Genomic DNA, 11,159 nt, shown 5'->3' on the forward strand with positions numbered 1-11,159 from the left:
CTCAAAAAGACTGTTTAAGCCTGAACCTGAGGAAGCAATGGTCTTGGCGGTAGAAGTAGCCAACCGTTGAGCAAAAAGATCTACTGATTTCATTACCGCTTGCGAAGTAATATATTGAGCGGTGATATCATACAATCCTTTGGCTTTCTCCCAAATAAAACTCACCACATCTTTACCAGTTTGCGTAATGGTGGCGCCAATAGCACCGAAATCAGCTACCGCCATGGCTTGCGAGCGTAATGGTAAAATTATCGCCGTTAAAATAATGATCACGACCAATAATTTACTCAGAAAAAGTTTTATTTTGCACCACATCTATTTATTATTATTTTGTTGATTGATAACTTTTTTGAAAATCTCTTTTAGTTCACTTTCCGTAACGTTAGCTAGATCCTCAGCCTTAGCGCCACCCTGAATTAAAATAGCTTTAATTTGCTCAACAGATAATTTATCAATATTTTCCGGCGATGTCAGTTTACTAAGCTCTTCAGGAACATTAACGTTGCTACCCGCCACCACTTTAGCGTCGGCGTACAAGGTTTTTAGTTCACTTTCGGTCATTTTCTTTAACTCGGACTCACCAAATCCCATTGTCATCAGCTCTCTGATCATCTCGGGCGCTGTTTTTTCTATTTGCTCAACGCCGCCAGTGTCTTTAATATTGCCACAGTTCTCACCAACGCAATTGGGATCAGAGCCGGCAAGCACTTCATCCTTGTCAGTAACACCATCAGAGTCACTATCGTCTAAATACGGCGAGGTGTTATAGATATATAGCTCCAGATAGTCCGAAAGGCCGTCATTATCACTATCAACTTTCTTTAATTTTTCCATTTTTTCCGTTTCCGTTAAAAAAAGATTATCATGCTGTTCGTTACTGTTGGTATTTTCCTTAATTTGCAGAGCAAACGGTGCAGCAATATTTTTTTGCACCTGCCAAAACGCAAAACCAAAAACACTGACGGCTATAACAAAGACCGCCAGGTAAGACAACTGTTTTTTTCTGAATTCCATCATCTTGTCATCTAACTATTACCACCAAATTATAATAAATAATTATCATTACGTCAAAGACTTGATTGTCATAATTAGCCAGTAGTGTATCGGGTGCTTAATCCATCTCCTCTTTGTCACACTATATCAATCCGATTCCCCGGTACTCTGATTTCCTGATCTCCCGATTCCAGCGCTAGCTTTCACCACCCGCTGCGCAAGCGCTAGCGTGGCGAGATGGCGGATGAGGAGGAGTCTCTCAGCTTGTCTGAGCGCCTGACGTTCATTCTTTAGTAATAGTGTTTCCTGCATCCGTGCTGATAGTAAAAAATAAGTCTCTATCATTGACGGAATTAGGTCACCGAACATTTTTTGTAGTAGTGTGCTTCGTGCTGGGCGGGTATTAACGTTTACCGCTCGCATCCTGCCCGCTCGCCTCGCTGGAGCTTCAGCGTAAGCGGGGAGGCAGTCGCGAGAGATTTCTCCCCAGCCTTTCGCGAAAGGCTGGATCGAAATGACTAGGTCCTTGGGTGGCCAAACAGCGCTAGCTTCCGCCACCCGCTGCGCAAGCGTTAGCGTGGCGAGATGGCGGACCCGCCTCTGGCGGGCAAAACCACGTTTGTCATCCAATTAACCAGGTTCCATAATTTCCGGATATCCTGATTCCCCGGTACTCTGACCATCATCAATCTACTCATACACCTCACTGGCCAAAGACAACCATTGATCCAAATATAAGTCTTGAGCTCGAGCCATTTCATTAATCTTTAATTTTTTGAGAATTTTAATAACTTCTTTTTTTTCACAGTGCCAACTGTTGCTTAAATTATTAACTAAAGTTTTCCGCCGACCAGCAAAGCTGGCTTTCAGTAAAGACCAAAAATCTTGTTCTGTTAACTTAGCTTTCTTCAATTTCTTAATATAATCGTCATTAATTATAATATGCAGTAGTGCGGAATTAACATCCGGCTCTGGCCAAAAACTACTACTGGGCACCATAGTCACAATTGTTGGTTGGCCATAAAATTGCACACTGAGTGACAATAAACTGCGTTGACCGTTCTTGGCCACTACTCGTTGGGCCACTTCCCGCTGGACCAAAATTAACAAATCCTTGGGTTTGGGATCGTAACTTAAAAATTTTCTCAACAGTCGTGAAGTTATCTGATAAGGGATATTGGCAATCACCCGATAACTTTTGCTGCCCAACTGTGCCAATAATTCAGCGTTCTTAATAGTTAAAATATTATTAGTAACTACTTCAATGTTTTGATAAATATTTCCTAGTCGCGTAATAGCCAATGCTGCTCGCGGATCCATTTCCACCGCCAATACTTTTTTCGCTCGACTGGCTAGCTCTTTGGTTAAAACACCAAAACCCGGTCCAACTTCAACTATGTGATCCGTTTTTTTTATCTTCGCCGTACTAATAATCTCTGCCAAAACTTCGGCGTCAATCAAATAATTCTGACCCATTTTTTTACTGGGTTCTAGATCATACTGGGCACACAAATTCTGAACTTCGGTTAATAAATCCATATTTAAAGTAATAAGTATAGTAAGGCAAACAACGCCGCTAAAACAAAACTGACATAAAATGGTATCAGGGCACCACTGATAATAAATAATAATAAACACATAATTCCGGCCATTGCTACCTTGCCCACCGCTAGCGTCATTTCCAAAAATAAAACCTGGTGAATAGCTTCTGGCCGTCTGGATTCGCGATAAAACATGGTAATCATTGGTACCAAAATAGTATTTTTGGTCATCTGAGAAACAGTATCGGTCATCAAAACACCTAAGGGTCTCGCAATAGCCAGTCTCGCCAACCAATTAAGAAAATAAAAACAAGCGCCGATGTGCAGTATTTTTCCCGCTTCGGTTTTGTCTGACAAACGACCAACGATTAAAGTCACTACCGCCGTTACCAGAGTACCAATCGCCACCAAGCCACCGATGGATAAAAAGTCCGTAACATAAAGAGAAATAAAAATAGGCCACACCACCAAAGCGATTAACTCCTCGCCAAAACCTAAATAACCGAAGAATTTATGCCGATTGGCTTTTCGCCAAACAGCTTTAATTTCCGTGAGGTAATGCACGGGCTCGGACTGGAAAACTTCTTTGGTCAATAGCATTGGTACATTAGATAACATCATAATTAAGGCTACGGTAATGAATAGCGCATTAAAACCCCACTGCGATAATATCCAACCACCAAGTATCGGGCCCACAACATAATTGAGGGAACTTAAGATATACAAAACGCTAATTTCTCGACCTTCCTCCTCAGAAGCAGAATACTTGGCAAAATTAGAGTGGTAAGCTGGCCAATACACGGACTTCTGAAAAGCATAGACGATTGGTGTAATATAAAAAAAATAAGAATACTGTCCTATTAAGTACATGCATAAATATAGCAATACCCAAAAAAAGGTACCATAAAAAATGGTATGTTCATAGCCATATTTCTCCGAAATCATGGCTCCCAATGGTAAGAAGAAAAAATAAGCAACATAAACAAGCAACCAAAAAAACATAATCTGCTGCAAGGAGTAGCCTAAATGATATAAATAAATTGGCTCAAAAATAAAAATCAAGGCCAAGCCAAAGTTCAAAATCAATGTTGAGCTATAAAGCTCTTTGACTTCGGGTTGCATCCGGGCTGGTAAAAAATGCAAAAGACGGTGAGTAATGTGGGGCATAAGATAAATTGCTAATTAAAGATACTTAACTATATTATACCATTATTAATCACACCTCCATTTGACAACCTCGTTTTCTGGGCGTAAAGTTTGATCAATTAGTTTTTTCACATCACAAATTATTGGAGGCGTTATGCATCTATTCCGTTGGCTGATTGCCAGTATCGATCAGATTAGCGAAATTAAAGATCGCTATTTGCAAAGCGCTATTAGAGTTTGGGCACACAATTTAAAACTTCGCTATCGGGCAAAAAAAATGTTTTGGTATGAACAGTACATTGGTTTCGTTATTGAACCACTAATCATTAAGGATATAGTTAATCCACCAAACTTGATTACCCTGATTCGTATTATCTTGACTGGCGTAGTAATGCTTTTACTGTTCAATCAGTCTTATGGGCTAGCGGTTATTATTTTCATTATCGCCAGCTTTCTTGATCTGATTGACGGACCAATGGCCCGAGCCCTGGGCATGATCACTAACACTGGTAAAATGCTCGATCCGCTGGCTGATAAAATATTGTTAGCTTCGGTATTGATTCCCTTGGGCTATCATAATTTACCTAGTTGGCTCTTTTGGTCCATTGTCAGCTTGGAGTCATTTCTTATTATTATCGCCACAATAAAAATAATAATCAGGCATTTGCCCTACACCATGGCCACCCAAGCCAACATACTCGGGAAAATAAAAATTATTCTGGAACTAGTAGGTGCGGGTCTACTAATTATCATTGACTTGGCGCCCACCACCTTCCGCGTAATGGCTATTGGCTTATTGACACTCGCCCTGCCCTTTGCTCTTGGTTCAACTCTTGGTTATCTTTTTAGTATCAAAAAAATCCGTTGATTAATATCAGCGGATTTATTTTTTTCATATTTACCTCTCTCCTTCTCAATCCTGTCCCATGATAACCCGATACACCGACTCCAGCATTAGCTTCCGCCGCCCGCTGCGCCAAAGCGCTAGCGTGGCGAGGAGGCGGACCCGCCTTTGGCGGGCAAACGACTAATGCAATACCCACTTAACTGTCACACCGAGCTAGGACCCGGTGTCCAGTACATATCTTATGCTAATATGACTCAACGAAAAATAAAAACAATTCTCAGCTGGTTTACTGATTACCGATTACCCAATAATCTGATTCTAGCTCACACATTCTACAATACAATATTAACCAATCGGCCAGGAATATAAATAATTTTCTGAGGTTTGCTCCCATTCAAATATTTTTGAACTTTTTCTGATTGGGCAATAATGTTGGATAAGTCTTTTTCTTTTGTTTCCCGACTAACGATCAATTTATCTCGTACCTTACCATTAATTTGCAGCACTAATTCAAACTCCGAGTCAATCAATAAACTACTGTCATGAACTGGCCAGCTGTTACGAAAGATCGATTCCTGATGGCCAGTAATTGACCACATCTCTTCGGCTAGGTGAGGCGCCAGGGGTGATAGAACAATTAAGAATTTCTGCCACGTCTCCTGATCCATTTTATCATTACAGTCATTCAAAAAAATCATCATGGCAGAAATAGCTGTATTGAAATGAAAATTCTCAATATCATCACCAACTTTTTTAATTAATTTATGTAGACTTTTAATAACCTGCTCCGATGACTCACTAACTATTTCTATATTATAAATACGATCTAAAAATCGACGAACGCCAATGATGCTTTTTGTATCCCACGGTTTAGCATCTTCCAACGGACCCATAAACATCTCATAAAGACGCAGAGTATCAGCTCCAAATTCTTGAATGATATCATCGGGATTAATGACATTACCGCGCGACTTGGACATCTTCTCTCCATCGGGACCCAAGATCAGCCCCTGATTGATTAACTTTTGAAATGGCTCCGCTACTGGCACCAAACCCAAATCAAACAAAACCATATTCCAAAAACGCGAATACAATAAATGCAAAACAGCATGCTCAGCACCACCAACGTACATATCAACTGGTAACCAATATTTTAGTTTTTCTGGCTCTGCAAAATTAGTATTATTATGCGGATCAATAAACCGTAACCAATACCAAGACGATCCTGCCCATTGCGGCATAGTATTGGTTTCACGTTTAGCTGCCTGACCACAAACTAGACAAGTGGTTTTCACCCAATCAGTAATAGTAGCTAGCGGCGACTCACCGGTTCCGGTTGGCTCATACTTTTTTACTTCCGGTAAGGTAATGGGCAGTTGATCCTCTGGTACTGGCACAATACCAGGTACCACCAACTCAATCTCCCAAGCTATTAATCCATTTTTGTTAATTCGGTCCAAATAGTCTGGTGTATATGAATATCCCCTCTCTAATTCTACTATATCTTTTGGCAAGGGGTCTGGAGCATAAATCTTAGCTAATACTTCCTGATTGTTAAATAGTGTTGGCAAATCTTTGAATTGCCAAACATTCTTCACTTGGCAGTACTGCACTTCCTTGGTTATTTTATTAGTAGCTTGTAAATAATCACCAACTTTGATAGCACCAAAATAGCGCTCTGGTTCTTCCGGATTTAAAACCCTAGTTTCAACTGTTTTAAAACCAGAAATCAATCGCAACCAAGTTGATTGCTCGTAGAAATTAATATGCTTAGCTTGTTGAATAATTTGTTCCCGACAGTTAGCGCAATGTACTAATGGTATTGGTTCGCCCCAATAACGCTGACGGGAAAAAACCCAGTCGCGCAGTTTATAATTCACGGCCTCCCGACCGACTTCTTTTTGTTCTAACCATTGAATAATCTGTTTTTTAAATTCAGTAGTTGGCAAACCATTAAACTGACCAGAATTAATAGCTGTACCGTCTTGGGTAAAAGCCATTTCCGTAATGGCGTTTTCTACAACTTTAACTATTGGTAAATTATACTTTTTGGCGAACTCCCAATCGCGTTGGTCGTGCGCTGGTACTGACATAATAGCGCCAGTGCCATAGCCAGCCAGAACATAATCAGCTAACCAAATCGGCAACTGCTCACCATTCACTGGATTAATGGCATAACAACCTTGAAGCTCTACACCTGTTTTGTCTTTATTTAAATCAGTTCTTTCCAAATCCGATTTATTCTTCGCTTGCTGAATATAATTTTCTACTTCTTTAATATTAATAATCTGTTCTCTAATCTTCGTCACTAACTCATGCTCGGGTGCCAACACCATGAAAGTTACCCCAAATAAAGTATCGGGCCGAGTAGTAAAAACTTCTAGCTGATATTTGAAGTCCTGAGCGTTATTTAATTGCACCCTGAATTGGACTTTGGCGCCGACCGAACGACCGATCCAATTACGCTGCAAGGCTTTAATAGAATCGGGCCAATCAAGATGATCCACGCCCATTAATAATCGGCCAGCATAAGCGGTGATTTTCAATAACCACTGCTTCATATCTTTCTTTACTACCACTGTATGACAACGATCACATTTTCCGCTTACGACTTCTTCATTAGCCAAGCCAGTTAAACAAGATGGACACCAATTAATCGGCACCACCGCCTCATAAGCCAACCCTCTCTTAAACAACTGAAGGAATATCCACTGCGTCCAACGATAATAATTTGGATCGGTAGTATCTACTTCCCTACTCCAATCATAGGAAAGACCCAACGACTGAATTTGCTTCTTGAAATTAGCCACATTATTCGCTGTTGTTTCTTTTGGCTGAGTACCAGTTTTAATAGCATAGTTTTCTGCCGGTAAACCAAAGGCGTCCCAACCCATCGGATGCAAAACATTGAACCCGCGATAACGCAAATAGCGACAGTAAATATCAGTAGCCGTATAACCCTCCGGGTGACCGACATGCAAACCCTGACCAGATGGATAGGGAAACATATCTAGCACATACTTCTTCGGAGCAGAATCAAAATCCCGAGCTTGATATAAATCACTGCCGAGCCATTGATTCTGCCACTTTTTTTCTATTTCTTGATGATTGTATTTATTCATAAAACTTAATTCAGTTTAACAAAATTGGCTGAAAAATTCAATGTTTAAAAAAAGCCCTGCCAATTGCTTAGCAGGGGTGTTTAACGATTTATCAACAAAGAACAAAAAAAATGGAGTACCGACCTTCAATACGAATAGCTAGTTTAGGGACCGAACAAGGTCTACTAGTTCAGTCCGAAATTAGTTGCCGTGAATACTCGTTTCTTGATAGCAATGTGCGGTAATATTTATTTCGTCGAGTAATTCGAGACGACAACCAATATTCACTGGTAGGAATACAAACATTGATCCTCCAATATATTGGTGTGTTATTAATACTAAATCAAAGACCATAAGCTGTCAATGTTTTGGGTTCAACACCGGGAGTTGGCAACTCCCGGTGTTGACTTTTGTTATTGACAAGATGTGGCCATTGTATTATATTTCTAATCACTGAACTTAATAATTATTAGCATTTTAGCTTTCTTTGATTGTTTAAACTCTGCTAATAATTTTAGGAAAAAACAAAGAGTATTTCTTTGCGCCTCCGACAATTAGCACTTAAATCTTTACTACTTGCTATTCAATCCTTGAAAGTTATTTCTCAAGGAACGTGGCAAGTATTTTTATTTATCACTAAACCCTCGCAATGGCTGGCTAAAGGTGTCTTTAAAATAATAATTCTACCAATCTACTCACTAAGTTTCAAAATAAAATTTAGAGTCATTGATCTTTTCCAACGACGAAATAGTTGGCCGGCCAAAGTTAATTCTTTTTCCGCGCTCATCCTTTTCTGCCTACTTTTAATCTTTTCCCTTTGGCAAAGCGTCCAAGCGGCCGATATTTGGCCGGAAGATTTTGGTAAAAATAATATCATCTATACTTTAACCAGGCACGATGATGACCTCCTAGATAATGAGAATATTATTGAGGGACCGCTCGATCCCAAATCACTGACTTGGCAACAAGAGGAATTACATCCCGACGCTCTCAGCGAAGAAGATTTAAATATCAATCAAGATTTTCCGCTGTCTGTCGATGAACTATCAGCTTTAACTCCTGATGCTTCAGCGCTAGAAGCACTAGAGCTACCAATTATCTCTTTGGCCTCTGCCAAGAGAACCAGCATTGCTATTTATGAAGTACAAACCGGTGATACGCTTTCTGGGATCAGTAATAAATTTGATTTGCACCTATCAACTATTCTCTGGACTAATAATCTGACGGCTTACAGTATGATCAAGCCAGGACAAAAATTAAAAATATTGCCGGTTGACGGTTTATTATATGTTGTTAAAAAGGGTGATACCTTAGATAAAATTGCTAAAACCTATCAGTCCAATATTGATAAAATTCTGGAATTCAATCGTTTGCAATCCATTGAACAAATTGCCATTGCTCAAGAGTTAATTATACCCGGTGGCATCAAACCAACAGTCTATATGCCACCATCTACCAGTCGCTCTATTGCTAATGTCTTTACGACACCAAGCAAAACCAGAAAGGGTGCCGAATCTGGTGGTCGTTTTATTTGGCCGACTTCTGTTCGTCGTATTACACAGTATTTCCGCTACCGTCACCCTGGCCTGGATATTGGCAATCGAGTCGGCGAACCAATTTATGCTGCCGAGAGTGGTAAAGTGGAAGTCGCTGGCTGGAATCGTGGCGGTTATGGTAACTATGTAATTATTAACCATGGTAACGGTATCAAAACTCTCTATGCACATGCTTCTAAACTATATGTTCGTCCCGGACAAACAGTCGCTCGTGGTGAAGCCATAGCTGCCATTGGCAGTACTGGTCGCTCTACTGGTCCTCATCTGCATTTTGAGGTACGAACGGATAATGTTCGACAAAATCCCTTACTTTATGTGAAATAAACTACTAACAACTGGCGTTAATGTTACGCCCTGTTCGTCAATTAACAGGGCGTTTTTATTATATTTGTGTTATAATTTTACTACTTAAATAATAAATAGCGATTTATGCTCAAAAAGATCATTCAGAAAAAAACTAACGAATTTCTCGCTGATCTTAAAATTAATAAACCTAAAAAAGTAGAACCCACAAAAGTTGAGTATTACCATGGGGTGGAGGGACTGAAAAAAATTTACCAAAAAACTCTTAATGCCAATAAACCAATCTACGCCATTAGTGCAGTAATTCCGGAAATTGACAAAGAATTCTATCACTGGGCTGAGGAGTACTATATACCAGAAAGAACCAAGAAAAAAATTTTTGCGAAGGTCATTGCCCCAGCTAACTATTTCTCCTCTGATTATGCTCAACAAGATCAGAAATACTACCGCAAGACACTTCTGATCCCACAAGATAAGTTTCCCATCTCTATTGAAATTAATATTTTCGGTAATAATGTCGCTCTCACTTCCTTTAAGTCTAATGAACTGCTTGGAGTTTTAATCAAAAGCAAAGAAATCGCTCAAACCATGAAAGTATTTTTTAACCTAGCGTGGGAACGCGGTCTAGATTACCAAGAAGAAATGAAAAAACGTTTCTAAAATTATATTATCATGATGGAATTTAATAATATTGCTATTTCCGTTGACCAACTGTGGCTCAATATGATCCAAGATGTTTTTTTAGCTTGGTGGTATATCATCCCACCGCTTTTGCTCGTACCGCTGGTACCTCAGGCCTGGCTCTGGTGGCGACAGGAAATGTGGGAAGCCAAACAACAATATATTGTTTTGGAAATTACCCCACCACCAGTAGTAGAAAAGCCCTTTAAATCCATGGAACAAGTAATGGCTAATTTTTGGGGTATTTACAGCTCTTTAGGATTAGTAAAAATTATCAGTAAGTGGGCCAAGGGCAGAAAAATGTACTATCTTAGTTTGGAAATAGCTTGTATCAAGAATGAAATCCGTATGTATATTCGGATTCTCAAAAATCATCGCGATACAGTAGAAGCTTCCATCTATTCTCAATTTCCCGATGCGGAAATTAAGGAAGTCTATGACTACATTGAAAACGCACCCATACAATCGCCTTACGGTAACTGGGATCTTTATGGTTTTGATGAAATGTTAATCAAGCCGGATGTGTACCCTATTAAAACTTACGCTAATTTTTTTGAAGAAAAAGCCGATCAAAATCGTGAGGAAAAAAGAATCGACCCCATCAATGCTCTTTTTGAAGGACTAAGTAAATTAAAAGCCAATGAGCAAATTTGGTTACAATTCCGCATTGAACCAGCCACTAACAATGATAATAACTACTTGGATCGGGGAAAAAAATTAATTGATCGCCTTACTTATCGGACAGCCAAAAATAAAAATAAACAAACCGAGGCGGAAAGTTTTCTCCCACCAGAAATGAAATTGACCGCCAAGGAAAAAGAAACGGTTAATGCTATTGAAAATAAAATTAGCAAACAGATATTTCAAACTGCCATTCGCTGTATTTATTTCGCTGAAAAAAGTGTTTATGAAAGAGGTCGGAGAACTTTAGCCGAACAGTTTTTTTCGGGCTTTTCCACTCAGGATTTAAACAGTATGAAAAAGTGGAAAA

General features: G+C 39.5%; 10 protein-coding genes. 4 read left to right on the plus strand and 6 right to left on the minus strand.

Translation table 11 applies throughout. From position 1 onward, the window contains the following. From COX77_04070 to COX77_04090, 5 genes are all read right to left on the minus strand, one after another. Positions 1 to 315: hypothetical protein (locus COX77_04070; GenBank protein PIZ98583.1), on the minus strand; the 315-nt coding region annotated here is incomplete at its 3' end. After that, the gene (locus COX77_04075) at positions 316 to 1,014 is read right to left on the minus strand and encodes a hypothetical protein (protein PIZ98584.1); all 699 of its coding nucleotides are present in this window, start codon (positions 1,012 to 1,014) and stop codon (positions 316 to 318) included. It abuts the gene before it with no gap. Positions 1,015 to 1,140: 126 nt separating this feature from the next. Next, on the minus strand, positions 1,141 to 1,623 hold the full coding sequence (locus COX77_04080; GenBank protein ID PIZ98585.1) for a hypothetical protein: 483 nt from the start codon (positions 1,621 to 1,623) through the stop codon (positions 1,141 to 1,143). Between the two features lie 60 nt (positions 1,624 to 1,683). Continuing rightward, the gene (rsmA, locus tag COX77_04085) at positions 1,684 to 2,532 is read right to left on the minus strand and encodes a ribosomal RNA small subunit methyltransferase A (protein ID PIZ98586.1); all 849 of its coding nucleotides are present in this window, start codon (positions 2,530 to 2,532) and stop codon (positions 1,684 to 1,686) included. Between the two features lie 2 nt (positions 2,533 to 2,534). Beyond that, a complete protein-coding gene (locus tag COX77_04090) occupies positions 2,535 to 3,701 on the minus strand; it encodes a hypothetical protein (GenBank protein ID PIZ98587.1) in 1,167 nt (388 codons plus the stop codon). Positions 3,702 to 3,834: 133 nt separating this feature from the next. Here COX77_04090 and COX77_04095 point away from each other — a divergent pair, with 133 nt between their 5' ends. Further along, a complete protein-coding gene (locus COX77_04095; GenBank protein ID PIZ98588.1) occupies positions 3,835 to 4,548 on the plus strand; it encodes a hypothetical protein in 714 nt (237 codons plus the stop codon). A 311-nt stretch (positions 4,549 to 4,859) separates the two neighbouring features. On the opposite strand, the gene COX77_04100 is transcribed toward COX77_04095, so the two are convergent. Then, positions 4,860 to 6,407 carry a hypothetical protein gene (locus tag COX77_04100; GenBank protein PIZ98592.1) on the minus strand — a complete coding sequence of 516 codons (1,548 nt, stop codon included), beginning with the start codon at positions 6,405 to 6,407 and terminating at the stop codon, positions 4,860 to 4,862. 1,760 nt (positions 6,408 to 8,167) lie between these two features. Between COX77_04100 and COX77_04105 the strand changes: the two genes are divergently transcribed. The 3 genes from COX77_04105 to COX77_04115 form a co-directional block, all read left to right on the plus strand. Next, complete coding sequence (locus COX77_04105; protein PIZ98589.1) at positions 8,168 to 9,508, plus strand: hypothetical protein; 1,341 nt, start codon at positions 8,168 to 8,170, stop codon at positions 9,506 to 9,508. Between the two features lie 105 nt (positions 9,509 to 9,613). Then, the gene (locus COX77_04110) at positions 9,614 to 10,147 is read left to right on the plus strand and encodes a hypothetical protein (protein ID PIZ98590.1); all 534 of its coding nucleotides are present in this window, start codon (positions 9,614 to 9,616) and stop codon (positions 10,145 to 10,147) included. A 15-nt stretch (positions 10,148 to 10,162) separates the two neighbouring features. Next, positions 10,163 to 11,159, plus strand: a 997-nt coding sequence (locus COX77_04115; protein PIZ98591.1) for a hypothetical protein, incomplete at its 3' end; no start/stop codon positions are given.

This window comes from Candidatus Komeilibacteria bacterium CG_4_10_14_0_2_um_filter_37_10 (genome assembly GCA_002793075.1).
Lineage (GTDB): Bacteria > Patescibacteriota > Patescibacteriia > UBA1558 > UBA1558 > UM-FILTER-37-10.

Excerpts from the sequence above, each read along its gene's own strand:
- rsmA (PIZ98586.1), bottom strand. The coding sequence starts at position 2,532 with ATGGATTTATTAACCGAAGTTCAGAATTTGTGTGCCCAGTATGATCTA.
- COX77_04095 (PIZ98588.1), top strand. The coding sequence starts at position 3,835 with ATGCATCTATTCCGTTGGCTGATTGCCAGTATCGATCAGATTAGCGAA.
- COX77_04090 (PIZ98587.1), bottom strand. The coding sequence starts at position 3,701 with ATGCCCCACATTACTCACCGTCTTTTGCATTTTTTACCAGCCCGGATG.
- COX77_04110 (PIZ98590.1), top strand. The coding sequence starts at position 9,614 with ATGCTCAAAAAGATCATTCAGAAAAAAACTAACGAATTTCTCGCTGAT.
- COX77_04075 (PIZ98584.1), bottom strand. The coding sequence starts at position 1,014 with ATGGAATTCAGAAAAAAACAGTTGTCTTACCTGGCGGTCTTTGTTATA.